24 protein-coding genes and 1 pseudogene are annotated in these 23,587 nt (G+C 38.4%); 3 read left to right on the top strand and 22 right to left on the bottom strand.

Annotation, left to right across the window (positions count from 1 at the left end):
* Positions 1–54: 54 nt before the first annotated feature.
* The 10 genes and pseudogenes from AAHI02_RS19195 to AAHI02_RS19150 all read right to left on the bottom strand — a co-directional run bounded on the left by AAHI02_RS19195 (position 55) and on the right by AAHI02_RS19150 (position 11,642).
* A complete protein-coding gene (locus tag AAHI02_RS19195; protein ID WP_240581666.1) occupies positions 55–444 on the bottom strand; it encodes a hypothetical protein in 390 nt (129 codons plus the stop codon).
* Positions 445–485: 41 nt separating this feature from the next.
* Positions 486–2,995 (bottom strand): annotated as a pseudogene (locus AAHI02_RS19190) (cation-translocating P-type ATPase).
* 71 nt (positions 2,996–3,066) lie between these two features.
* A complete protein-coding gene (locus AAHI02_RS19185; RefSeq protein WP_322924716.1) occupies positions 3,067–3,531 on the bottom strand; it encodes a heme-binding domain-containing protein in 465 nt (154 codons plus the stop codon).
* A gap of 45 nt (positions 3,532–3,576) precedes the next feature.
* Positions 3,577–4,731, bottom strand: coding sequence for an efflux RND transporter periplasmic adaptor subunit (locus AAHI02_RS19180; protein ID WP_322924714.1), 1,155 nt, complete (start codon positions 4,729–4,731; stop codon positions 3,577–3,579).
* A gap of 2 nt (positions 4,732–4,733) precedes the next feature.
* Positions 4,734–9,077: a CusA/CzcA family heavy metal efflux RND transporter gene (locus AAHI02_RS19175; RefSeq protein ID WP_322924712.1), complete on the bottom strand. Its 4,344-nt coding sequence runs from the start codon at positions 9,075–9,077 to the stop codon at positions 4,734–4,736.
* Positions 9,078–9,212: 135 nt separating this feature from the next.
* Positions 9,213–9,599 carry a hypothetical protein gene (locus AAHI02_RS19170; RefSeq protein ID WP_322924710.1) on the bottom strand — a complete coding sequence of 129 codons (387 nt, stop codon included), beginning with the start codon at positions 9,597–9,599 and terminating at the stop codon, positions 9,213–9,215.
* 203 nt (positions 9,600–9,802) lie between these two features.
* Positions 9,803–10,384 carry a TlpA disulfide reductase family protein gene (locus tag AAHI02_RS19165; RefSeq protein WP_322924708.1) on the bottom strand — a complete coding sequence of 194 codons (582 nt, stop codon included), beginning with the start codon at positions 10,382–10,384 and terminating at the stop codon, positions 9,803–9,805.
* A 6-nt stretch (positions 10,385–10,390) separates the two neighbouring features.
* Positions 10,391–11,095, bottom strand: a complete 705-nt coding sequence (locus AAHI02_RS19160; protein WP_322924706.1) for a thioredoxin domain-containing protein — start codon at positions 11,093–11,095, stop codon at positions 10,391–10,393.
* Position 11,096: 1 nt separating this feature from the next.
* The gene (trxA, locus tag AAHI02_RS19155) at positions 11,097–11,393 is read right to left on the bottom strand and encodes a thioredoxin (RefSeq protein WP_322924704.1); all 297 of its coding nucleotides are present in this window, start codon (positions 11,391–11,393) and stop codon (positions 11,097–11,099) included.
* Between the two features lie 12 nt (positions 11,394–11,405).
* A complete protein-coding gene (locus AAHI02_RS19150; protein ID WP_322924702.1) occupies positions 11,406–11,642 on the bottom strand; it encodes a hypothetical protein in 237 nt (78 codons plus the stop codon).
* Positions 11,643–11,749: 107 nt separating this feature from the next.
* Here AAHI02_RS19150 and AAHI02_RS19145 point away from each other — a divergent pair, with 107 nt between their 5' ends.
* From AAHI02_RS19145 to AAHI02_RS19135, 3 genes are all read left to right on the top strand, one after another.
* Complete coding sequence (locus AAHI02_RS19145; protein WP_322924699.1) at positions 11,750–12,223, top strand: hypothetical protein; 474 nt, start codon at positions 11,750–11,752, stop codon at positions 12,221–12,223.
* 8 nt (positions 12,224–12,231) lie between these two features.
* Positions 12,232–13,515, top strand: a complete 1,284-nt coding sequence (locus AAHI02_RS19140; protein WP_322924698.1) for an alginate export family protein — start codon at positions 12,232–12,234, stop codon at positions 13,513–13,515.
* A gap of 70 nt (positions 13,516–13,585) precedes the next feature.
* Positions 13,586–14,005, top strand: a complete 420-nt coding sequence (locus AAHI02_RS19135; RefSeq protein ID WP_322924696.1) for an Rrf2 family transcriptional regulator — start codon at positions 13,586–13,588, stop codon at positions 14,003–14,005.
* On the opposite strand, the gene AAHI02_RS19130 is transcribed toward AAHI02_RS19135, so the two are convergent.
* From AAHI02_RS19130 to AAHI02_RS19075, 12 genes are all read right to left on the bottom strand, one after another.
* Positions 13,951–15,195: a hypothetical protein gene (locus tag AAHI02_RS19130; RefSeq protein WP_346984592.1), complete on the bottom strand. Its 1,245-nt coding sequence runs from the start codon at positions 15,193–15,195 to the stop codon at positions 13,951–13,953. The genes AAHI02_RS19135 and AAHI02_RS19130 overlap by 55 nt on opposite strands.
* Positions 15,195–15,422 (bottom strand): hypothetical protein, encoded by a 228-nt coding sequence (locus tag AAHI02_RS19125; protein WP_322924692.1) that lies wholly within the window; start codon positions 15,420–15,422, stop codon positions 15,195–15,197. Before AAHI02_RS19125 ends, AAHI02_RS19130 begins: the two co-directional genes overlap by 1 nt.
* Before the next feature lie 102 nt (positions 15,423–15,524).
* Entirely contained in the window at positions 15,525–15,977 is a 453-nt protein-coding gene (locus tag AAHI02_RS19120; RefSeq protein ID WP_322924690.1) for a hemerythrin domain-containing protein, read from the bottom strand.
* A 93-nt stretch (positions 15,978–16,070) separates the two neighbouring features.
* Positions 16,071–18,320, bottom strand: a complete 2,250-nt coding sequence (locus AAHI02_RS19115) for a nitric-oxide reductase large subunit (protein WP_322924688.1) — start codon at positions 18,318–18,320, stop codon at positions 16,071–16,073.
* Positions 18,321–18,431: 111 nt separating this feature from the next.
* Positions 18,432–19,157 (bottom strand): iron-sulfur cluster repair di-iron protein, encoded by a 726-nt coding sequence (gene ric, locus AAHI02_RS19110; protein ID WP_322924686.1) that lies wholly within the window; start codon positions 19,155–19,157, stop codon positions 18,432–18,434.
* Positions 19,158–19,246: 89 nt separating this feature from the next.
* The gene (locus tag AAHI02_RS19105; protein WP_322924684.1) at positions 19,247–19,666 is read right to left on the bottom strand and encodes a c-type cytochrome; all 420 of its coding nucleotides are present in this window, start codon (positions 19,664–19,666) and stop codon (positions 19,247–19,249) included.
* A 20-nt stretch (positions 19,667–19,686) separates the two neighbouring features.
* Positions 19,687–19,908 carry a hypothetical protein gene (locus tag AAHI02_RS19100; RefSeq protein WP_346984591.1) on the bottom strand — a complete coding sequence of 74 codons (222 nt, stop codon included), beginning with the start codon at positions 19,906–19,908 and terminating at the stop codon, positions 19,687–19,689.
* Positions 19,874–20,251, bottom strand: a complete 378-nt coding sequence (locus AAHI02_RS19095) for an SCO family protein (RefSeq protein ID WP_346984590.1) — start codon at positions 20,249–20,251, stop codon at positions 19,874–19,876. Before AAHI02_RS19095 ends, AAHI02_RS19100 begins: the two co-directional genes overlap by 35 nt.
* The gene (locus AAHI02_RS19090) at positions 20,251–21,087 is read right to left on the bottom strand and encodes a formylglycine-generating enzyme family protein (RefSeq protein ID WP_322924680.1); all 837 of its coding nucleotides are present in this window, start codon (positions 21,085–21,087) and stop codon (positions 20,251–20,253) included. The genes AAHI02_RS19095 and AAHI02_RS19090 overlap by 1 nt, the downstream gene beginning before the upstream one ends.
* A gap of 36 nt (positions 21,088–21,123) precedes the next feature.
* Positions 21,124–22,161: a copper-containing nitrite reductase gene (nirK, locus tag AAHI02_RS19085; protein WP_322924679.1), complete on the bottom strand. Its 1,038-nt coding sequence runs from the start codon at positions 22,159–22,161 to the stop codon at positions 21,124–21,126.
* Positions 22,162–22,264: 103 nt separating this feature from the next.
* Positions 22,265–22,696 (bottom strand): Rrf2 family transcriptional regulator, encoded by a 432-nt coding sequence (locus AAHI02_RS19080; RefSeq protein WP_322924676.1) that lies wholly within the window; start codon positions 22,694–22,696, stop codon positions 22,265–22,267.
* Positions 22,697–23,128: 432 nt separating this feature from the next.
* On the bottom strand, positions 23,129–23,566 hold the full coding sequence (locus tag AAHI02_RS19075; protein WP_322924674.1) for a Rid family detoxifying hydrolase: 438 nt from the start codon (positions 23,564–23,566) through the stop codon (positions 23,129–23,131).
* Between the last annotated feature and the right edge of the window lie 21 nt (positions 23,567–23,587).

The following is a 23,587-nucleotide window of genomic DNA, read 5'->3' as shown; positions in this document are numbered from 1 at the left end:
TGATTTTAGAGAATAATGATGTTGTTTGATTGTAGATCAATCAAATTAAATAGATTATATGGACAAAGATTTCGGTGGTTCCCAGACCGATCCTGTAAATCCTTTGTAACAAAAATCTTCATCTTTTGAAGGAATTTTATGAGATTGTAACGGTCTGAAACTTTCAGCCTTTGCTTCAAAACAAAAGCCTGGGTGAATCGTGAATATCAAAGTTAATGGTGCAGAATGAATTACAAACGGCAGTTTCTGATCTTTACCATAATCTCCGTCTTTAACGGGATTTTCATAATGGGTTTTCAGAAACGCTGTAAGAGACATTTCCGGATTCAACTTTTTGTGTTCCCAATAATGTTCTATCAAAGTCGGAATTTTCAACAGCTGATATACTTCAGTTGTTGAAATTAAATACAGTGACAATAACAGTATGGAAATCAATTTTTTCACAAATCAAAATTATAAAATATTTTATTAAGAATGATTATTTTTTATTTCCTTTCCAAAAGCCTTTTTAGAAGCTTATAAATCTCAAACCAAAGCACAGAAACTGCAGCAGTAAGGAATGTTAATCCTAATTCTTTTACTGTAAGAGGCGCTACACTAAAGAATCCTGATACCGGCTTTACGTATAGAATAACAAACAATAATACAAGAACCAACGCGGAAATCCCTACTAATAAATAATTGCGATTTTTAAAACTTTCAAAAATACTGTAATGGAAAGATCGATTTACCAAACTCAGTAAAATATTCGCAAATATCAAAGTACTGAACACCCAAGCTCTTGTTGTAGGCTCATCATTCCCCAGGTGGACAGAATGTTGATATATCCATAGTATTCCTGCTGTGATAACCAGTCCCTGAATAATACTTACCATAAGCTCCCTCCAGTTCAGAAATGTATCTGTAAGCACTCTTGGAGGTCTTTGCATTGCATCTTTTTCAATAGGCTCATTTTCATATACAATAGAACAGGTAGGTCCCATTACCAGTTCAAGAAAAATAACGTGAACCGGAGTAAATATGTGAGGGAACACCCATCCAAGGAATAAAGGCAAAGAAACTGTAAGGATAATGGGAATATGAATAGAAATAATATACTGAACAGCTTTTTTGATATTGGCATAAATTCTCCTACCCGCAGCAATTCCTACTACCAGCTTTTCAAGATCATCATTCGTAATGACGAGTGCTGCTGCTGATTTGGCAATTTCGGTTCCTTTATTTCCCATTGCAACTCCTATATGGGCCGCTTTTAATGCAGGTCCGTCATTCACTCCATCTCCCAACATGGCCACTACGTTACCCTGTGCTTTCAGCGCATTCACCACTTCAAGCTTTGCTTCAGGAAACATTCTGGTAAACAGAGTCGTTTTTTCAGAAAGCTTCATTAAATCATCTTCTGAACTCGCGGTGACCTCACTCCCATTAACCGCAGGAGCGTTATTGATAATCCCGGCCTGCAATGCAATGGCCTTTGTGGTATCCGCATTATCCCCCGTAATTACCTTTACCTTAATCCCCGCATTATAAATATGCTGAAGCACTTCTTTTATTTCTTTTTTAGGAGGGTCATAAAATGCGGTCAGTCCTAAAAATTCAAAACTAAAATCCTGCTGGTTTTTAGGGAAATTATTTCCTTCGAAATGAGATTTGGCAACTCCAAGAACCCGATATCCCTTTTCACCAAATTCTTTTACGATATTTCTGATTTTATTTTTTTCCTCTTCTGAAAGTTCAGAAACAGTAAGGATGGCTTCAGGCGCACCTTTTGCCGCAATAATTCTCTCTTTTTGTTCATTTTCAAAAAGATGGGTCATCATAGGAGGTTTTCCTTCCAACGGATATTCATGAAATAACTGATAATCTTTTCTGTCGTCAGAATCCTCAGTCTGCTCATACACCTTATGTAAGGTTATTTCCATCGGATCAAACGGAACTGGCTCACTGCTCCACATCGCATAATCAATAAGTTCATCCAGCTCTTTTGTCTTGAAATTCTCCTGTTCATAAATCGTATCAGACTTATAATCATAAAGATGTTTTAGCTGCATTGAGTTTTCGGTAATTGTTCCCGTTTTATCTGTACATATCACTGTAACACTTCCCAACGTTTCGACAATACTGCTTCGTTTGATAATAATTCCTTCCCTCATCAGCTTCCAGGCCCCCAAAGCCATAAAAGTGGTAAAAGCCACAGGAATTTCCTCAGGAAGTACAGACATCGCCAAAGTCAAACCGCTTAATAGGCTGGTCACAAAGTCTTCTGTTTTAATATAGCTGAAAATACATACCGCCAAAAAAATTATTAACCCAATAATAGCCATGCCTTTTACAAAATTCCGGATCTGGAGCTGTAAAGGAGACACTTCTTCTTTTATTCCCAGTAAAGATTGCCCTATTTTTCCTACTTTGGTTTCTTTTCCTATTTGTTCTACCTCAAAAACGGCAAGTCCGGAAACAGTAATTGTTCCGCTGTATACTTTATTATCTTCTGATTTGCTGTCTTTAAAAACAGAGAAACTCTCCCCTGTAAGTGAAGACTGATTAACGGAAAAATCATTGCTATGTACAATGGTACCGTCTGCATTGATCAGATTTCCTTCTTCGGTAATACAGAGATCTCCCACAGCAATTTCAAAAGTGGGTATTTTAATAATCTTTGAATTTCTTATGACCGTACTTAAAGGCTCGTTCAATTTTTTCAAGTTCTTCCAGGGCCTTTTTACTTCGGTTATCCTGATAGAAAGAGATAGCCGTAACTCCTATTATCGCGACCAACATAAATAATGCCTCACCATAGTCACCTATGATTACATAGATAAGAGAAACACATATCAATAAAATAAGCATAGGTTCTTTCAGAATACCAATAAGCATATCTGCCCATGTTTCTTTTTTTAACCGCTTCCAGCCGGTTATATCCGTATTTTTTTCGGGAAGCTTCCACTTCCGCTTCTGTAAGACCTTTGAGATTTTCAGGGATATTGTAATTCATGTGAAATGGATGTAGTATTAAAATTACTGAATGTTTTTGTCATAACAGAATAATATTGATGATTTTAATCCTTAATTGATCTCCTTTTTAACCTGAACCACCCATTTTTCTATTTCCGATTTATCCGTAGAAGATAATTTTGCATTATGATGGATTATTGTATACGAGCTAAGCGGCATTTCTCCCTCTTTAACGGTTTCGGCAATTTCATCTAATTTCTTCAATTTCTTTTCTTTAGTATAGGTATTAAATTCATCAAAATTCAAATGTCTCTTTCCTGAATTAACGTGATCTGCCAACCACCATTTTACCGGCTGTATATTATTGTACCAGGGATAAGCTGTATTATTAGAATGACAATCGTAACAGCTTGCTTTTAATAAGCCCTGTACGTGTCCGGGCACCACATAATGTTTTTCAATAGCATTTTCCGAAGGAACCGTCGCTATATTTTTATCAGTATCAAAAAACTGAATCACAATTAGAAACAGGGCTATAAATCCTGCTCCTGTTTTTATTAAAGATGATGTTTTCATAATTTGTATTTATTTATAAGTTCTTTTATTTTTTTACTATAATTTTTATTCATCTGCTGTGTTCTTAAGTTTCATAAGAAGGGTATAGGCATTCTTGGTGACAATTTTCTTATTTTTAAAATCATCAGTATTAAGTATCTGTATGAACCCGTTCTCTGTTTCACCCAGTGTTACAGATGTCAACCGATAGGTACGTGTTTTCTCTTCCACAAAAACAAAGCTTTTTCCTTCAAAATTGACAATGCTTTCTTCAGGAACAGCATTGGAAAAAGAAGTGCTTGTTTCTATTTCTGCATTCATATACATTCCCGGTACAAGGCTCTGGTCATATTTTTCAAAATGACAGTGCACTTCAGCCATACCTCCCGGGTTAACATCCTTACTGATCAGAATAATCTCTCCGTAATATTTTTTATCAGGAGCCGAATTCGTGTAGGCTGTAAACCGTTGTCCCATTTTAAGGTTTCCAAGATCTTTTTCATATACTTTAAGGTTAAGATGTATATCATCCGGATTGATAAGTTCAAAAAGGACATCCGAAGGATTTACATATTTTCCGATGTTCACATTTACCTTACTCACAAACCCATTGATGCTGCTGTAAACCGGAACGCTTTTTTTAATATTTCCGGAATTCAGCGATGCTGGGTTAATATTGATAAGACGGAGCTGCTGTGCCAGAGAATTCATCAGGATTTTCTGGCTGTTCATTTCAGACTGGGCCTGCTGCATGACTTTATCACTGGTAGCCTGGCTTTGATTAAGAGTTTTCTGACGGTTGTAGTCAAGTTCGGCAAAATGCATTTTAGACCTTGCCATTAAATAATCCTGCTGAAGCTGGATAAACTGCGGGTTTTCAATAACGGCAATCACCTGTCCTTTTGAAACCGGCTTTCCTGGCAACAGACTGCTGGATTTGAGATATCCGCCCAGTGGAATACTTACCGAAACCAGGTTTTGCGGAGGAACATCAATCATTCCATTAAGCTTTAAAAGCGAAGATATCTTCTGTAAAGAAAGGGTTGTAGTTGCTATAGGAGCATTTTTTAATTGGGCTTCAGTAAGCGTTACTACGTTTTCATCTTTGGAAGAGACCGCTGCTGGTACCGGTTCCGTTTTACCATGGTCTTTACACTCATAAAACATGAGCAATCCTATTATTGGCAGAGAATATGATATGATTTTAAATTTACGTTTCATTATTATGGGTTTAAAGTAAGATATTCCAATTCTATAGCACTCTGATTCAATTTCCAGACTGCATCGGTATAACTGTTTTTTAAGGTGACTGCCTGATTGACCAATATTACAAATTCGAGGTAATTGATCTCTCCGGCAAGAAACTGTTTTTTAGCTATTTCAGTGATAACAGCGGCGTTTTTAAGTTCTGCGCTTTCATAGCGGGAAACAATGTCAAGATTAGCATGATAGATACCGGATGCTTTTTTACGCTGATTCTGCAGGTTGAATTCCATATTGGAAATATCATTTTCAGCAACAGATTCTGCAATTTTAGCAGCCTGAATTCTGGCTTTCTGTCCGCCTGAAAAAACAGGAACCGAAACACCCAGCTGTACGGAATGAAATTGTGGTGCAGAGCCGTACACTTTGTCATCCGCCCCCGTTCCTTTAAAACTGTTAAGATTGTAAGCAAGCTGCAACCCCGGAAGCAGCTTAGCTTTTTCAAGAGCTGTCTGCTGTTCGGAAACTTTTTTCTGCTGCTGCAATACCTGGATTACAGGATGTGAATTAAGCTCTTCTTTAAGTCCTCCGCTAAATAACTTTTTATCTTCAGGAACAAAATCTGTTTCAGTATTCAAAAGCCATTGCAGCTGATATTTCAAAACTGAAAGCTCCTGATTCAATTGCGTCAGCTGGATTTCAATAGCAGATTTCTGGTTGGAAGCAGTTGTTTTTTCTAAAATATTACTTTCTCCTGCTTTCAGACGAATGCTTGCTTTATCCAGAAAGTCGGTATACAGCTTTAATGTTTCCTGCAGAAGCTTTTCTTTTTCTTTCCAGTAGAGAATATTATAAAAAGTAAGGCTTACGGCTTTCTTTAGCTCATATTCTTTAAGGGAAACATTCAGCAGAGACTTTTTCCATTCTTCCGTATAAAGATTCTTTTGTTTTTTATATACAGTAGGAAATGCTATATTCTGAGAAATACCGAATTTCATATCTGTCAGGGCACTGTTGATTTGGCCATAATCCATCGTAACTCCTGTCTGAGGAATATCTGATGATGATCTGATAAGTTCCTTTGAATACTCAGATTTTAATTTTTCATTTTTAATAATCCGGTTATTTTTCAAAGCGACATCAACGGCTTCTTCCAAGGTAACAGGAGTTTGGGATTTTACTTCAAGTCCAATAAAACAGAATAAAAATACCAATACGGAAGCTATATTTCTGTTTTTCATTTTTTTCATTTTGATTCCTTTTTCAATATTTACATAAAGCAATGGTAAAACAAACAGAGTAAGGAAAGTTGCCACTATTAATCCTCCGATAACAACTGTAGCCAGTGGCCGCTGTACTTCGGCTCCGGCCCCGTTACTCAATGCCATCGGGATAAAGCCCAGCGAGGCAACAAAAGCGGTCATAAGGACCGGGCGGAGACGTGATTCTCCTCCGTCAATAACAATTCTTACAATATTTCTCATTCCGCTATTGTAAAGACGGTTAAACTCAGATATTAAAACAATTCCGTTCAGCACAGCCACTCCGAAAAGCGCAATAAATCCTACTCCGGCACTGATACTGAAAGGCATTCCTCTCAGAGCCAGAAAAAAGACTCCTCCAATGATGGAAAGAGGAATTGCAGTATAAATAAGTAAGCTTTCTTTTACAGATTTAAATGCAAAAAACAACATCACAAAAATAAGTGCAAGTGCAATAGGAACTGCGATCATGAGGCGCTGTTTGGCATTGTTGAGGTTCTCAAAAGATCCTCCATAGGTCATATAGTATCCCGTAGGGAGCTTCATTTTCTGATCTACTTTTCCCTGCAGCTCTTCAACAATGCTTTGTACATCCCTGTCTTTTATATTAAAACCTACGACAATTCTTCTTTGGGCATTTTCTCTCTGAATCTGGTTGGGACCATTCTTCACTTCCACTTTGGCAAGCTGAGACAGCGGAATCTGATTTCCAAAAGGTGTGGGAACCAAAAGATTCTTAATATCGGTAACATTTTTCCGGTCTTTGGTATCCAGGCGTACAACCATATCGAAGCGTTTTTCACCTTCAAACACCAGCCCTGTACTTTGTCCGGCAAATGCCGTATTGACAATTCTGTTAATATCTGCAACAGATAGGTGGTACTGGGCAATTAAAGGACGGTTGTATTCTATAATTACCTGAGGCATCCCGGAAATAGGTTCGATGTAAAGATTCTGTGTTCCTTCAACTGTTTCTATAATTTTACCAAGTTTTTGAGCATTCTGGGAAAGAACATCCAGATCATCACCAAAAATTTTCACTACTACATCCTGTCTTGCTCCGGTCATCAATTCATTAAAACGCATCTGCACAGGATACTGAAAGCTGGCTGTAATTCCGGGTACTTCCTGAAGCTGTTTCCCCATTTTATCTGCTAATTCGGGAAAAGTAGAGGCAGAGGTCCATTCTTTTTTATCTTTCAGAATAACCATCATATCCGAAGCATCCATCGGCATTGGGTCTGTAGGCACTTCCCCGCTTCCTATCTTTGTAACTACCTTCTGTACCTCAGGAAATCTTGATTTGAGAATATGTGCCGCTTTTTGGGTACTCTCAATTGTTGTGGTCAAATTACTTCCCGGAAGCACTCTTGTGTCTACGGCAAAATCTCCTTCTTCAAGGGAAGGAATAAATTCGCCTCCCATTTTGGATAAAATGAAAACAGCTGTTATAAATAAGATTGCCACTACCCCAAAAACTATTTTGGGTACTCTGAGAAGTTTGAGCAAAACTGCAAGATAGATCTTCTCTACCTTTTTCATCATTCTGTCTGATAAAGTAGGTTTATTGCTTCTTTTTCTCAGCAATACCGCGCTCATCATCGGAATATAGGTCAGTGAAAGTAAAAATGCTCCAAGCAGTGCAAAAGCTACGGTCTGTGCCATGGGTTTGAACATTTTCCCTTCAATTCCCTGCAGGGTAAGAATCGGCAGATAAACAATCAGAATGATAATCTGTCCAAAAACAGCACTGTTCATCATCTTTCCGGCAGAATCAGTAACTAAAGCATCCATTTCTGTTTTGCCCACAGAAAATACTCTTTTGAATTTTGAATTATGGGTAAACTGATGCAGAACAGATTCCACAATAATAACTGCCCCATCAATAATAAGCCCGAAATCCAAAGCCCCAAGGCTCATAAGGTTCCCGCTGACTCCAAAAAGGTTCATCATGCAGATCGCAAACAGCATAGCCAGTGGAATTACTGAGGCTACCAAAAGCCCGGCGCGGACATTTCCTAAAAACAGGACCAACACAAAGACTACGATCAGGGCTCCTTCAGTAAGGTTCTTTTCTACCGTTCCAATAGCATTATTTACCATTTTGGTGCGGTCCAGAAAGGGTTCTATGACAACTCCTTTAGGAAGTGTTTTCTGAATCTGGGTAATTTTTTCTTTTACATTTTTTATAACCTGATTACTGTTTTCACCTTTAAGCATCATCACCACAGCTCCTGAAACTTCTCCCTGGTCATTAAAGGTCATGGCTCCATAGCGGGTTGCAAAGCCTGGTTTCACTTCAGCAATATCTCTTATGAACAGAGGAACAGTATTTGTTTTTGTTGCAATAGAAATATTGTTAATTTCTTCAATATTTCCTACCAAGCCTTCACTTCTGATGTATAAAACGGTAGGCCCTTTTTCAATATAGGCACCTCCGGTATTCTGATTATTGGCCTGTAACGCATCAAATATATCATTGATCGTTATTCCATAGGCATTAAGCTTGTCTGGATTTACGGCAATCTCATACTGTTTCAGCTTACCGCCAAAACTGCTGACTTCCGCTACTCCCTTTACTCCCAGCAGCTGTCTTCTTACAACCCAATCCTGGATAGTACGAAGCTCTGTGATATTGTATTTTTTTTCATATCCCTTTTCAGGTCTTACGACATATTGGAAAATTTCGCCAAGTCCTGTAGAAATGGGGCCAAGCTGGGGATTTCCTATTCCCTGCGGGATAACAGCCTGTACCTGCTGGAGCCTTTCAGCAACCTGCTGTCTGGCCCAGTAGATGTCAACATCATCTTCAAAGACAATGGTAACCAGCGATAGTCCAAACCTGGAAAAACTCCTGATTTCCTTTAATCCTGAAATATTATTGTTGGCCTGTTCTATAGGAAAAGTAACAAGCCGTTCTATATCTGTTGCACCAAAAGACGGGGCCATCGTAATAACCTGTACCTGATTATTAGTGATATCCGGAACAGCATCTATCGGCAACTTGGTGACCTGATAAGAACCAACTCCGATAAGCCCCAGTATCAACAATGCAATAATGAGTTTATTCTTTACAGAAAACTCAATGATTTTTGTAAGCATAAAATGATTAATTATCTTAATTATTGTAATGAAATTCTGGTATCCTGAAACGTAGCCACAAGCATCTACATTTCATGTAAACACCTATAAGGAACAGAATACCTTCCCAATCAAAAAATGACTGAGAAAAACAGATTAAGATTGACAGAATCTTGGCGGCTGCCAGATAGAATTGAGAATTTCTTTATTGTAAAGAGCACTCTTATAAAAGATCTTTTTGATCTCGATAGGGCTAAATACTTTCCCTATATAATGAAAATCTAAGGAAGGATTAATAGTGAAAACGACAGATAACAGGTTTGCATGTGAAATAAAAGGTAATTTCTGGTCCTGATCGTGGTCACTATCTTTCACAGGATGATCATAATGAGTTTTCAGAAATGCAGTAAGTGACATTTCAGGATTCAGGTTTTTATGCTGAAAATAATGCTCAATGAGAAGCGGCATTTTCAAAAGCTGATATAGTTCGGTTGTAGAAACCAAATACAATGTTAACAACAATATGGAGATCAGCTTTTTCACTCTATCAAAATTATGAAATATTTCATTAAGAATGATTTTAAATAAAAGAATGAGAAATTATTTCGGCTTATATTATTCATGAAGATTTAAAAATAAATTCTCATATTTTACATGTCGTCAACTTCTAATTCCTTTCGTATATAAAATTACAAAGTCTGTCATAAAAAATGACAAGTCAATATTTTAAGTGAATTTTTTCATTACTATTCATTTAAAAGCTGATTGATTTCGTCATAGAATGAATCTTTGCTGTAATCTGCCATTCCGGTATGATGCATTCTTATATTCCCTGATTTGTCCAGAACTACTGTTGTCGGAAGTGAACCGTTAAAAAAAACCTTTGGAACAAATCCTTCCGAAACCAGAAACGGCACATTAAATTGTTCTTTATTAAGATATGCTTTTCCTGCAGCAGCGTCATCTTCAAGGTTAATGGTCAGAAAAACCAAATCTTTATTTTCTCTGTACTTCTCGTAAAACTTTTGAATCGACGGAAATTCTGCACGACAAGGAAGACACCACGACGCCCAGAAGCTAATGAAAACCACTTTTCCTTTGAGTTCAGAAGTATTGGTAAGCTTTCCGTTATCATTTCTTATACTCAAACTCTCTGTAATTCCGGGTTCTGTTTTCTTTTTTTCAATCTTTGAATTCAGAAGACCGGTAGAGATAATCTGGCGCATCAACCACGCTTTTGTATCAGGACTTACAAGCAATACTATGAATATTGAAAATAGAAGTACAGTGCTCCAGCTTTTCAGGAACCATATTTTAAGTTTATTCATTTAAGACTATTTCAGAATCTGTTTCTTCACTTCTTCTTCAATCACAAATCCGAGATTATCCCACACTACTCTGTCATTTTTATACAGCTTTAAAACCGGAAGTGCTGAAACATTCAGTTCTTTGCAAAGTTCTGTGTTCTCATCAGCATTAATTCTTATAATTTTTACTTTTTCCGGCATTTCAGCAGCCATTTTTTTTAGGTAAGGCTCCATTTTTTTGCAGGGAGCACACCATTCTGCATAAAAATCTACCAAAACAGGTGTACTACTTTTTAGCATTTCGTTGTATTGGGCAAGACTCATTCCTGCAGAATGTGACACTTTAACTTCCGGAAGACTGGCATCTCTCCACTTCATCATTCCGCCCTGCATTTCATAGACATTTTTAAAACCCATTTCCTTGAGTCTCGCAGCTGCGGCCATACTTCTCGGTCCGCTCATACAATATACAAAAACAGGTTTGGATTTGTCCAGGGCTTTTGCTTTTTCATTAAAATCACCCGCACTCCAGTCGATATTCATCGCATTTTTCAGATGTCCGTTACGGAATTCTACGGGGGTTCTTACATCCACAAGCTGTGCCTCTTTGGTCTGGTCCAGTCTTTTAGAAAATTCTGTGGCAGGAAGACTGCTCTCGCTTTTGGTATTCTGGGCTTTTCCGCATCCTGTAAGTACGATAAGAAAAAATACAGCGATTAAGTTTTTATACATTTTAACTGTTTTGCTTGATTAATCTCTCCAATTCATCCGCCTGAAAAACACCGGACTGTTTCCATTTCACTTCGCCATTTTTGAAAATCATCAAAGTAGGAACACTCCGGATTCCAAACTGTGCGGCAACAGCCTGATTTTTATCAACATCAATCTTAACGATACTGGCTGCATCGCCAATATTCTTTTTTAAATCCTGAAGAATAGGAGCCTGCATTTTGCACGGGCCACACCATTCTGCAAAGAAGTCAACCAAAACAGGTTTATCCTGATTAATAAGTTCTTGAAATTTATTCATTTTGCTATCCTTTTATTTAATTTCTTCATATTCAGTGTCATCATTTGTATTGTTTGAATGACGGGTGGGTACGGAACAATTACCTGTTGCACAACATCCGATATTCAATAATGGCATTGCAACAAAAACTGCTCCAACAGCAACTAAAAACCACATTCCTGATTTTACCGCTTCCACTACAAGAACAATTCCCATTACGAGGCGAAGCAGTCTTACAAAGTTCCAGTTTTTTATTATATTTTGTATCATTTTAAATTCATTATTGGTTTCACATGATTTTAACACTAAAAGTAAAAAAAAATTAAATAAGATGTTTTTATCCGATTTAATAATATCTTTGCAAAAAGACCTCAGACATGTCAACAATAAAAAGAAAATACTTACTTATCCTATCCCTGTTATCGCTGCTTCTTAATGCAGGACTGCTGTATGTGTTCTTTTACAGGGGCGATAAAGCCGTTGTAAGTCCGGACGGAAGAACGGAAATAAAAATGCCGGAAGAAAACCGGGCTTTTATCATGAAAGAAATGCGCGGTTTCCTGGAAAGTGTCCAACAAATAAATGAAGGAATTGCTAAAAACGATCCGGAAATTATTGCCAAAGTCGGTAATCAATCCGGAACATGTAAAGTGAATCAGGTTCCCCAGGGAATGATAAGGTCTTTACCGTTTGGATTCAAACAAATGGGATTCGGAACCCACGAGCTTTTCGATGAAATGGCAAAAATGGCAAAAGAAAACTACAACCGCCAGCAGACACAAGAAAAACTCAATCAACTGCTTAACAACTGTGTCGCATGTCATAAAACATACAAAATAACTGCTGAATAATCTTTACAATGTATACTCATACCATTATTATAGGTCTTTTACTTACATCAGGAATGGCTCACGCACAAATCGACAGTCTGAAAATGAATATAGACCTGAGAACCAGAGGAGAGCTTGATAACGGTGTCAAAACCCTTATTGCAAAAGGAAAATCTCCTGAAACGACGGTTGCTTCACGGGCCCGTTTCGGAATTGATTACTATTATCAAAAGCTGGAGGTTTATGTCTCCGCGCAGGACGTAAGAACCTGGGGTGAAACCAACTCGGTTGCTGCAAAGAATCAGAATTTTACCTTACATGAAGCTTGGGCAAAATATCCGTTTTCTGAAAAATTTGCGGTCAAGCTTGGAAGACAAATCCTGGCTTACGATAATGAGAGACTAATCGGTGCTTTAGACTGGGCCATGCAGGGAAGAAGCTTTGACGCTTTAAAAGGAATATATACAATTAATCAGAACTCAAAGATTGAGGCTGTATTAACGTACAATAACGATGACAATGACGCAAATGACCTTCCTGATAAGGAAATTTACAGCATTGTAGACGGTGGAGAAATAACAAAATCGCTACAGGTTATCCATTACCAGTTTTCCGGACACCATAAATTCCTGTTTTCTGCTATTGCCATGAATACTGTTTTACAGAATCCTTCCGGAACGCATTACGATATGATAACGGTTGGCGTTAATTCTAAAAAATATGTTGACGGTATAGAATTTTTCGGATCTGCGTATTACCAGACCGGTAAAAATACAGACGGACAAACAAAGAATGCCTACGAGCTTTCTTTAAATGCAGATTTTACAGTTTTACCGGCACTTCATCTGACAGCGGGCGCCGAATGGCTTTCAGGGAATAATTATAATACGGAACCCGGAAAAAATCAGTCTTTCAGTCCGTTGTATGGAACCAATCACCTGTACAATGGTCTTATGGACTATTTCTACTCCGGTACCAGTCATTTCAATACATATGGTCTGAATGATTACTATCTTAATTCTACACTGACTTTCAATTCAAATACAGATTTAAAAGCCGCGCTTCACTCCTTTACGACAAATGGAAAAGTAGGATATGACAAATCCGGAAACGATTTATCATCCTATCTGGGAACTGAGCTGGATTTGATTTTCACGAAGAAATTAGGAAAAATCATTACCGCTAATCTTGGCCATTCCTTTATGTTGGCAGGAAGTACAATGGAAGTACTGAAAAACAATCCTGATCCTAAAAAACTACAGACCTGGACCTGGCTTGCATTTAAAATCAACCCGAATTTCAGTTTAAAATAATAATTCCTAAGGTTTGAGTAATCCGCACTCGTTCTTAAATTCATTATCTTTACATTCACAAACCATATAAATGCTGATATTTTCAAATACCTGCCAATATGCTATTAAAGCCTGTATCGTTCTCGCAGAGGAAAGAGAAAAGACAGGCATCCGGGATGTTTCTGAGAAAATCGGAACACCTACTGCTTTTACTTCTAAAATTCTGCAGCATCTGGTAAAAAAAGGTCTGATCTCTTCCGGAAAAGGAAAAGGCGGAGGTTTTTATATGAACGAAGAACAGTATGAAAAGCTCAGCATCAGGGATATTTATGAGCATTTCGAAGGTAAAGAAGTCTTGGAATCATGTCTGCTGGGACTGAAAAAATGCGATGGAAACAATCCCTGCCCTATTCATCATCAGGCCGCTGAAATAAAGCAGAAAGTCGTTCTTATGTTTCAATATAAAATAAAAGATCTTAAAGATTTCGGAAGTGTTATGATGCAGGAGTGAGCTCTTTCAGAAAAGAGGCGATAGAAAGCATGATCAGCACAGAAGCAAAAAGAAGCACAAAGGATGCATACGGAAAAGGGATATAAAAAGCGGAAAGAGCACCCGCCAATACTAAAATAATTTCGTTTAGTACAATACCGGAAATCATCAGTATAATGCTTTTTTTGAAGCATTTTGCTGATTTTTACAGTGTACAGCTCTACAATAATCCAAATCAAAAAGAGACTTACACCCATCAACAGCACCAGGTGAAGATAGGCAATAACTATATTAACATTGCTGAATACTATAGTACCCAATGCGGGAACTGCCGACAAAGTCTGGAGGATACATTTCGAAAAAAATGCGAGTCCGGAAACTGACAAAAGAATTTTCTTTATAAAATCCTGATTCCTGAATACATTTGTTTTTTTACTCCATATTAGCAACTTCATTATTCCCAATACCTGAAGAATGGATATAAAGCAGAAGAATGCCCGACAGATGTCTTCCATTGGGATCCACAGGACAGAAAGGCCATAGCCGAATAAACAAGCGGTGAATAAAAGGTAAAAGATGTTTCTGTTGAGTTTTCCCGGGATGCAGATTTTATACTTCTTTAGTACGGTCAGAAACAATCCGATACACGAAAACATAAAGAAGCCATTGTACTGATAATGCAGATAAAAATAGGTTGATGCCTTAAACAAGACATCATATTCATCTTTTTTTCCTGAAAAATACGCCAATCCAAAAATTCCTATTGAAGAAAAGACTGCGAAAAAAGCACCCACTTTCAGCCAAATGACTTCAGGCTCACTGCTTATTTTGGTGTCCATCATCAGAAATATAAAATAGGCAAAACCAGTAAACAAGACCACCGATGAAAAAACAATGGAAAGCCAGAAATAGCCTCCGTAAAGAAAAGAAAACAGCATTCCGTAAGATCCCAGCTGGTTGAAGATCATCAAAATTTCGTATTTCCTGATTTTAATTTTATTGATATGCTCGCTGAGATACCGGGTTACAAAAATATAAATAGCAGCACTTACCCATCCGTAAAAAGCAAAATGGGAATGCGACTCCTGCATAAATGTATGGCAAATTCCCCGAAGAGAAAATGCCATTCCGTACCTCATCATCACACCGATAACCGATACGATAAAGAAATTAAACACGCAAAGCTTTATCCAAAATCCGGAATTTTTCATTAATCCGGATTTTTGCTTATTGTGCCGCATTTCACTTTATCGCCTGTTTTTACAACCGAAACATCAAGGTATTGTACAGCTCCGCAGCTGGCAGCTTCAAACTCTTTTGCTTTTTTGTCAGCGTATTCGTAGGTATATCCGATTCCCATTATAACTTTGTGACCATTGCATTGTCCCATAGCCAGATAAAGATATTCTCCCAATTCGGTCTTGATTATCGTATTCATTTTTATTCAATATTAAGTTTACATATATTTAATTTCAGGTCTTCGACAGCTGATTTTTATACACTTATATCAGTACAACTTTCATCTTATGATTGTTTTAATTTACTTCCAAAATTCATCCGGATAGCTATCTTCCTCTTTTCGATGAAAATGCAGGAGATGTTCTCCAATGGTATCCAGCTCCTCTCCGGAAAGCTGCTCTTCCAGATAAGGGAAAATCATTCGTTCTTCAAAACGGATATGTTTATGTAAGGCATCGGCAAAATCAGACAGTAATTCCCTGCTGCCGGCCTGACTAATACTTTTAATAAGCTTCCTGATTTGCCTGTGTTCATCCTGCATCTGGATCTGCAAAGGCTCATTATTAACTTCAGGAAGCACAAGGTCTTCGATGTCAAAATGCCGGCTTAGATTTTTTCCCCAATAATCAGCGACATAATTTTTAATTCTTTCATAAGGAATATTTTTTTTAATTCCTTGTCTGATTTTCCAGCAGCACAGCAATCCAAAGTGATGGTCTCGGGATAGAGGCACTAAATTTTCGTTTCTTTTCATAAAGATATTTTTACGGTAGCTCCTGCTCTATTGTTAAAATATGAAAAGAACCGCCACTGCTTTGCAGCAGCAGTTCTATAATCAGATAATCTATTATCGCTTTTCTTTTAAAGACCAACCTGTTTTCAGTCCGATGATAAATATTACCAGCAGTAATTCTCCGACTGCAAGCAGAATATCACCAGGCACGCGTAACCAACGTAAGGTTTTCATAAGATCAGTATGCATAAATTCTGCAGAACGCGCATACCAGTATCCTTCTTTAATGGAAGCGACAGATTGCATAATTCCTATCGGCAACAGACTGATGGTCACCATCACCAAGAGCCCAATATTGGTAAGCCAAAATGCCCAGCCAATTAGCTTATCGTTCCATTCCCTGTCAGGATATAAGCCTCTCAGCATAAACATCATCAGGCCTATTCCCAAAATTCCGTATACCCCGAACAGTGCGGCGTGGCCGTGAACCGCCGTGGTATTAAGTCCCTGAATATAGTAAAGTGCAATAGGAGGATTAATGGCAAATCCGAAGATTCCGGCACCCAGAAAGTTCCAAAAACACATGGCGATAAAGCAGTAGATCGGCCATTTGTATGCTTTAATCCACTTGGTAGATTTGCTGAGCTGATAATTCTGCCAGGCTTCAAAGCCAATCAGTACCAGCGGAACGATCTCCAATGCACTGAATGTTGCTCCCAATGCTAAAACAGCCGTTGGAGTTGCACTGAAATACAGATGGTGAAATGTTCCCAGAATACCACCGGCAAGAAAAATAATCGTAGAAAACAATACAGCGTGAGTTGCTGATTTCAGCCTTAATAATCCCAACCTTGTAAAAAGGAAAGCAGCTACGACAGTGGCAAAAACTTCAAAAAAGCCTTCCACCCAAAGATGAACTACCCACCATCTCCAATATTCTGCTATAGCCATATGAGTTTGTCTTCCGTACATGAGCCCCGCTCCGTAAAACATGGCAATAGCTACCGCTGAGAGTGTGAACAGCAATAATAAATGTCTGTCACCGTCTCTCTTCTTAAGTGCCGGAAGCAATGCCCGGATCATTAAAATCAGCCAGAGAATAAGGCCAACCAGCAATAAAATCTGCCAGATTCTGCCCAACTCCACATATTCATAACCGGAGTGGCCCCAAAGGAAATTATCGACATAGCCCAATTTCTGCATTACTCCCATCCATTGTCCTGCCAACGAGCCGAAAACAACGATCAGCAGTGCCCCGAACAATATATTGACACCCAATACCTGATATTTGGGCTCGTATCCGGAAACAGCGGGGGCAATATACAATCCGGTAGCCAGCCAGGAAGTGGCAATCCAGAAAATAGCCAGCTGAACGTGCCAGCTTCTGGAAATGGACTGGGGAAGAATTTCATCAAGCGGAATTCCGTAAAAGGCATTTCCTTCCACTCCATAATGTGCCGTGACTACTCCGGCAAGCATCTGAACCAGAATAAGCAGCGCCACAACCCAGATATATTTTAATGTAGCTCTCATCGAAGCCGTAGGTTTCATATTCCTGAGCGGATCTTCCAGAGGCAGCATTTCCCTCTCATTGATTTCTTCTTCTTTGTTTCTGGCGTGATATAATACCAGCAGACCGACGCAGCCAAGAAGCAGCAATACACTGAATCCGGACCAGAGGTGCAGCGATGGCGGCGGAACATTTCCTATGGTTTCATCGTGCGGCCAGTTATTGGTATAACTGACATCATCACCCGGACGGTCTGTGATGCAGACCCATGCCGCCCAGGAGAAAAAAGCATTCATTTTAGCCATTCTCTCCGCTGTTTTCACGGTATTTTTCGGTATAGCATACTGATCGCGCAGCTTCGCCATTTCAGGAGCATTCATGAAAATTTTAGTATAATATTCGGCTAATTCTGCCTGTACTTTTGCCCGCTCCGGAGAAATGACAATCGTGTTTGTCGTCTGATCCAGTGTATTTTTCCGAAGTTCCTTTTTCAGAAGTACTCTGTATTTTGCCTGCTCATCGTCCGGTAAATCTTTATATACTTTACCGTCCTTTTTAGCAAGTTCTTCCAGCAAAAGCAGCGATTCCCGATGGAGGTAATCAGCACTCCAGTCCGGTGCAATATAGGCTCCGTGGCCCCAAATACTGCCGACCGTCTGTCCCCCAATTGATTGCCATACATTTTGTCCGTCTTTAATGTCCTGTCCAGTAGCAACTGTCCTCCCATCGGTAGTTATTACCTTATCGGGTATGGGCGGAATTTTCCGGTAGATTTCCACTCCATAGAAAATCAGGACTATAAAGGAACCTATGATTACAGCGGCAAGCCAGGTCCATAATTTTTTAGGTGTCATATATTTTTATATTTTAATTCTTAGAATTTGTTTAAATGGTCAAGGTGATGATTCTGTGTTAAGAATTCCTCATTTTTACACCTTAATGACCAATGTTAAACAAACCGCGTGTTAATATGTTGCTGAAAATTCTTTTTCCAATTCGATGGCTTTCGGAAAGAGGATGTTATTCTCAAGATGAATATGCCGGTGAAGATCGTTTTCGAAATCCTGAAGCATTGCAAAGGCTACTTTATAGGTATTGCAGGCATCTGCAGGCGGCGTATATTCATCAGTAAGCTCTGCAATTTTTCTCAGGCGTTCACCTTCTACCGTATGCTCGTGCTTCATCATATTGACAGGATTTTCCACGGTACCGAAATGGGGCTGCGGAATGGCGCCTCCATCTATCTCAGACTTCACCATATTTTTGATGAATGGGAAAAGCATTAGCTCTTCTTTCTTCATATGTGCTCCTAAATCTTGAGCAGAAGTATCAAAAAGTTCCCTGATCTGAAACAATTCGGGGTGATGCCCTCCGTGTACTTTGCAGAGCTTATCTAAAAACTGTTGAAGGACAGGTGTCTTTTCTGCTACATAGCGGTGGTGTGTTTTCTCTATATAGTCTGCCAGTAAATCAAGGGGCCAGCTTTTAAAATCAATGGATGATGCAACATTTTGCGGGAGATTTTCAATCTCTTTATAGATGTTTTGTGCATCCAGCTTTTTGGTTTCACAGGCATTTTCAATTGTTCTGTCTCCTTTGCAGCAAAAGTCGATACCATGTTTCTTGAAAATTGCTGCCGTTCTGAAATCTTCTGCAACAATCTCTCCTATAAAATCTGTTTTGATATTCATAATTAAATACTTTTTTATCTTTTATTATTGTAAATTTTTTTTATTTTTTTGCCTGTAAAGCAGCGTAACTGCGACGAGCCTTTTAACCATTATTTTTTCATTGAAAGGATATATTTCACCATTTTTTGTGCATTCTCTTTACTGAGTCCTGCATGCGGCGTCATCGGAATTTCTCCCCAAACACCTTTACCTCCGTCAATAACTTTCTGTGCAAGGTGATCTATATCAGCATCCGTATATTTTCCAGCAACATCCTGGTAAGCCGGACCTACTAATTTGGAGTCTACTTTATGACAAGACAGGCAGTCTGCCCCTTCCACAAGAGCTTTTCCTTCGGCTTCAGGAGATGCGGGTGCTTCTTTTGCGGCAACGGCTGCCGAGTCTACCGGTTTCGGCTCTTCCAGCATGGTATTGGATTCGGCAACGGGTACAGGATCAGTATCTTTTTTATCTGAGCAGGAGATGATCGTGAGCGATAACAGCATTGCTGTCATAAATACATTTTTCATTGTTTAAAATTTTTAACGGGTTACAATTCTATTTGTTTTCTAATTTCTTTTACGATGGCATCATTATCCGTGTCCAGCCCTTCCTGCTGAAAAGCAAGTGTTCCTTTTTTGGAATAAACACTGATGATATTGGAGTGTGAAAATTCTATGGGAGAAATTTCTTTGTATTTCACTGCCATTATATTGGCAAGTTCACGGGTGTCGACTTCATTGCTTCGGATGAAGGTCCACTTTTTTGTCATCAAATCTGTTGACTGCTAGATAAGCTTTCATCACTTCCGGCGTATCGGTTTCCGGGTCAATGGAAATCAGCAGGAAACTGATGTCTTCCGGATTTGTTTTTCCCACTTTTTCTGAAATTGCCCTCATTTCGGCTGTCAGTCTCGGGCAGGCCGTTTTACAGGAAGTAAAAATCATTGCGGTAACAATCACTTTTCCTTTGAAGTCGGAAAAAGTAATGGCATTACCATCCTGTTTCTGCCATTTTGAACTGACGTTGTAAATGGAATCCGAGCTTATTTCTTCATTTTTTTTACTGCAGGATAACACTGTCATCGCAAGCAGAATGTATAGTATACTTTTCATTATTTAAAATTTTTATAATCTTTGGCACATCTGAAACCTAGATTGTTGAGACAGTAATTTGCTTTTAGGCTTCCTCTTAATGCATAGCGCACGAATGCAGCATAATTCCTGAGGTCTGATGAAGTAACTGCTGCTCCTGCACAAAAAAGATTCTCATTGGTGGTGTTATCTTTTCTCGATTCCCCGCTCATCATTACCGAATTAAAATCGTAGGTCCATTCCCAAACCATACCGTACATATTGTAAACACCGTAATAATTGGGCTTTTCGTGTTTTACCAGCTGTCTGGTTTTGTCCTTTTTCTGATAAGATCTCAGCACATAGTCGGTAAACTGCGGTTTTTTTGACGCATTGCGCGAATTTTGGTCGGCCAGTGCCACGTATTCCCATTCATCAATGGTGGGAAGACGTTTTCCTACACTTTGGGCATAAGCTTCCGCTGCAAACCAGGATATATTGGTTACCGGCGATTCGGGATCAAGGTTTTCAGGTATTTCATAATCGTTTTTCCAATGCTTCAGATAGGTACTGTCTGCATACAACCGCAGCACTTTGCTTCTTGCCCATTGTGGATTTTTCTTCAGGAACGTGAGATACTCCGAATTGGTTACTGGACTGTCATCCATATAAAAAGATTCTACTTTTATAATTCTCCCTGTATCTTTACCAATGAAAGCTTCATATGTCCCGCCCTGAACCTTCACCATTTTCTTAGCATCTGCAACAGGCTTCAGTACAAAAATCTGAGGTTTCGCATCAGGAATAGTTTTGTTTTGGCCACAGGAAATTAATGCGGTAACCGTAAATATTCTTAATATGCTGATTAGAATTTTCATTTTTCCCAGAATTAAAACCTCAGTAAACAATATTAACTATGGATTTTTTTTGTAAACAGCAGGATTTTCTGGTCCGGTCACTTTTATTTTACCTAATGCACCTTTATTAAAGGCTCGGAAGATCGCGTGATCAACAATTACATATTCTCCAGGAACCGTTGCTTTGAACTCTACAATAGATGCTCCTCCTGGAGGAATTATTGTAGTCTGTACATTTTCATTAATTTTGCTACCTCCTTCCATATATACTCTATCAAAAATTTCTCCAATGACGTGGAAAGATGAAGTAAGATTAGGTCCGCCATTCCCAACGAAGAAACGAACGTTTTCCCCTACTTTTGCCTGCAATTCTCCATCTCCCAGCAGGGTGCCTGTTTTTCCGTTAAAAACGACATATTCAGGATGTTCAGCAATTGCTTTGTCCATATCAAACTCCTGCAAACCTTTGTCCCCGAATTTTCCTTTGGTATAGAAATCTCCCTGCATGATATAGAATTCTTTATCTACTTTTGGAAGCCCGCCTTCAGGCTCAATCAGGATGAGGCCGTACATGCCATTGGCAATGTGCATTCCTACAGGTGCCGTTGCGCAATGGTATACGTAAAGCCCCGGATTCAACGCTTTAAAATTGAATATTTTTTCTGTTCCCGGAGCAACAAAAGTAGCTTCTGCCCCACCGCCGGGACCATTTACCGCATGAAGATCGATATTATGTGGGAATGTATTGTTTTCATTATTCTTTAGGTGAAGCTCGATCTCATCTCCCACTCTGGCGCGGATAAAACTTCCAGGAACCGTTCCGTTGAAGGTCCAGAAATGATATTGTGTTCCGTCTGCAAGATCTCCTGTCTTTTCAATCGTCTCCAGCTTGACGATCACTTTTTTCGAAGCACGGCTTCCAACCGGTGCGGGAACATTTGGCGGAGCAACAGACTGTTGAATTTCTGTTGTCCCGTCTGTTTTTATTTTTTCAGTATCAGTTTTATTTTCAGAGTTGTCGGAAGCATTTTGCCCACAGGAAATCAGGCTGATAAATGATGACAAAATAGCGGTGATGAACAGTGTCTTTTTCATGATGGAATTATTATAGTAATTTTAACTTACGAGGTTTTTTATTGTATCAATTATATTTAATAAGATAAAAACACCTTTTAGTATTTTATTAAATTAATTTTTTTTATTTTTTCAGGAATGTAAGCTTTAAATCCAGGTTTTCTACAAACAGCTGAATCTTTGATCCTTCCAGCATTACTTGTATAGCCTGCCTTACGTGCTTAAATTCATTATGAATAGGACAAGGATGATTTTCCGAGCATTCCTTTAATCCCAACCCACAACCTGAGAACAGCTTGTTACCATCAATTTCCCTCACAATATCGGCAATGGATAATCCTAAATTGTTATCATCCATATAAAAACCGCCATTAGGTCCCTTGGCCGATTGCACAAAGTCTTTTCTGCTTAAATCCTGAAGAATTTTTGCAATGAAATATTCCGGTGAATCAATCCCCGATGCAATATCTTTAATCCCGATCCTGCTTCCGTCTTTAGACTTCTGCGCGACATAAATGAGTGCACGGATGGCATATTCACAGGTTTTGGAAAACATTCTCTATTATTTTATATGACAAAAGTAAAACAAGTTTTTCAAATAAAAGAGTAAAAGGTATTTTATTTTTAATGATTATTGTCATAATTTGCTACTCAGCACATTACCATTGGGTAATGCTCCCTTTCGTTGCAGGAAATCTATTTCTCGGGAAACATTTTTTTTATAACAAAAAAATATATCTATAGGAAACGAAAAAGTATCATCTTTGATAACGCAATTTTAGTAATAATTTACCATTTCAATCATAATTACAAGGTAATATTGTGGGTATTTGTGTCGGACAAAGATTGATAATATCATTTTTGTAGTGAGTATCCTTTTCGAAGGACGAGGATTTTTATAGATAATCAGCAATTGGAAACGACGGACTGATGATCAGAAAATCTGCCATTCCACACCTATGAAGATCTATATCCTGTATTAAGAAAGTCATCTTTTAACAGCAATACATTCAATCTCAACTGCCGCACCTCTAGCTAATGAAGAGACTTCAACCGTACTTCTTGCAGGCAAACTATTTTTAAAATAACTGCCATAAATTTTGTTGACTGTTTCAAACTGTTTTATATCCGTCAAAAAAATTGTTGTTTTGGTAATGTGCTGAAAATCGGATTGATTATTTTTTAAAATAATTTTCAGATTTTCCATGATCTGAACCATTTGTTCCTCGACACTTCTTTTAAGTGTATTGGTTTTTTGGTCTAAACCAATTTGACCCGATACAAAAATAAGATTGCCATAACTGGTCGAATGGCTATAAGGGCCTGATTCTTTTGGCAAGCTGCTATGTTTTACGGTTACAATCTTTGATTTTGTGCTACAAGAAAATAATAGGAGTGTTGTTAGAAGTAATAGGAATTTTTGCATTCTGATTGATTTTACATAAAA

The organism is Chryseobacterium sp. POE27, from assembly GCF_039727685.1.
In the GTDB taxonomy this organism is placed as follows: domain Bacteria; phylum Bacteroidota; class Bacteroidia; order Flavobacteriales; family Weeksellaceae; genus Chryseobacterium.
Note: the sequence above shows the minus strand (reverse complement) of the source record. Positions and strands in the feature narration are given on the sequence as shown.

Coding starts and splice junctions, on each gene's coding strand:
- AAHI02_RS19150 (WP_322924702.1), bottom strand. CDS start 11,642: ATGATACAAAATATAATAAAAAACTGGAACTTTGTAAGACTGCTTCGC.
- AAHI02_RS19180 (WP_322924714.1), bottom strand. CDS start 4,731: ATGAAACGTAAATTTAAAATCATATCATATTCTCTGCCAATAATAGGA.
- AAHI02_RS19095 (WP_346984590.1), bottom strand. CDS start 20,251: ATGAAAAGTATACTATACATTCTGCTTGCGATGACAGTGTTATCCTGC.
- AAHI02_RS19125 (WP_322924692.1), bottom strand. CDS start 15,422: ATGAATACGATAATCAAGACCGAATTGGGAGAATATCTTTATCTGGCT.
- nirK (WP_322924679.1), bottom strand. CDS start 22,161: ATGAAAAAGACACTGTTCATCACCGCTATTTTGTCATCATTTATCAGC.
- AAHI02_RS19135 (WP_322924696.1), top strand. CDS start 13,586: ATGCTGATATTTTCAAATACCTGCCAATATGCTATTAAAGCCTGTATC.
- AAHI02_RS19130 (WP_346984592.1), bottom strand. CDS start 15,195: ATGAAAAATTCCGGATTTTGGATAAAGCTTTGCGTGTTTAATTTCTTT.
- AAHI02_RS19115 (WP_322924688.1), bottom strand. CDS start 18,320: ATGACACCTAAAAAATTATGGACCTGGCTTGCCGCTGTAATCATAGGT.
- AAHI02_RS19175 (WP_322924712.1), bottom strand. CDS start 9,077: ATGCTTACAAAAATCATTGAGTTTTCTGTAAAGAATAAACTCATTATT.
- ric (WP_322924686.1), bottom strand. CDS start 19,157: ATGAATATCAAAACAGATTTTATAGGAGAGATTGTTGCAGAAGATTTC.
- trxA (WP_322924704.1), bottom strand. CDS start 11,393: ATGAATAAATTTCAAGAACTTATTAATCAGGATAAACCTGTTTTGGTT.
- AAHI02_RS19185 (WP_322924716.1), bottom strand. CDS start 3,531: ATGAAAACATCATCTTTAATAAAAACAGGAGCAGGATTTATAGCCCTG.
- AAHI02_RS19165 (WP_322924708.1), bottom strand. CDS start 10,384: ATGAATAAACTTAAAATATGGTTCCTGAAAAGCTGGAGCACTGTACTT.
- AAHI02_RS19075 (WP_322924674.1), bottom strand. CDS start 23,566: ATGCAAAAATTCCTATTACTTCTAACAACACTCCTATTATTTTCTTGT.
- AAHI02_RS19090 (WP_322924680.1), bottom strand. CDS start 21,087: ATGAAAATTCTAATCAGCATATTAAGAATATTTACGGTTACCGCATTA.
- AAHI02_RS19120 (WP_322924690.1), bottom strand. CDS start 15,977: ATGAAAAGAAACGAAAATTTAGTGCCTCTATCCCGAGACCATCACTTT.
- AAHI02_RS19100 (WP_346984591.1), bottom strand. CDS start 19,908: ATGACAAAAAAGTGGACCTTCATCCGAAGCAATGAAGTCGACACCCGT.
- AAHI02_RS19140 (WP_322924698.1), top strand. CDS start 12,232: ATGTATACTCATACCATTATTATAGGTCTTTTACTTACATCAGGAATG.
- AAHI02_RS19145 (WP_322924699.1), top strand. CDS start 11,750: ATGTCAACAATAAAAAGAAAATACTTACTTATCCTATCCCTGTTATCG.
- AAHI02_RS19105 (WP_322924684.1), bottom strand. CDS start 19,666: ATGAAAAATGTATTTATGACAGCAATGCTGTTATCGCTCACGATCATC.
- AAHI02_RS19080 (WP_322924676.1), bottom strand. CDS start 22,696: ATGTTTTCCAAAACCTGTGAATATGCCATCCGTGCACTCATTTATGTC.
- AAHI02_RS19160 (WP_322924706.1), bottom strand. CDS start 11,095: ATGTATAAAAACTTAATCGCTGTATTTTTTCTTATCGTACTTACAGGA.